The sequence below is a fragment of the Pseudoalteromonas sp. AWH4_217 genome, from assembly GCF_056161105.1.
Genome location: NZ_JBSWYM010000071.1, coordinates 1 through 357, shown reverse-complemented (window position 1 = coordinate 357; position 357 = coordinate 1). Strand labels below are relative to the sequence as shown.

The window sequence follows — 357 nt, the reverse complement described above, 5'->3', positions numbered from 1 at the left end:
GAACCAGTACCGTGAGGGAAAGGCGAAAAGAACCCCTGTGAGGGGAGTGAAATAGAACCTGAAACCGTGTACGTACAAGCAGTAGGAGCCCATCACCAAAGTATCTTTCTTGACGATTTTACCTCGGTAAGAGCGCAGGATTTTCAAACAAGGTTACACGGTTTTTTTGACCCGTATCGCAGTGTACATTCAAAGTACATGAGAAACGGAAGCAAAAAAAGCGATGTAAGATTGGCAGAAAAGACAAGCGGAAGATATTTCGGGATGGGTGACTGCGTACCTTTTGTATAATGGGTCAGCGACTTATATTCTGTAGCGAGGTTAACCATTTAGGGGAGCCGTAGCGAAAGCGAGTCT

At 45.4% G+C, this 357-nt stretch carries 1 rRNA gene; it reads left to right on the top strand.

The features are described 5' to 3' along the window. Nucleotides 1-357, top strand: a 23S ribosomal RNA gene (locus tag ACXAH1_RS24715); the annotation flags it as partial.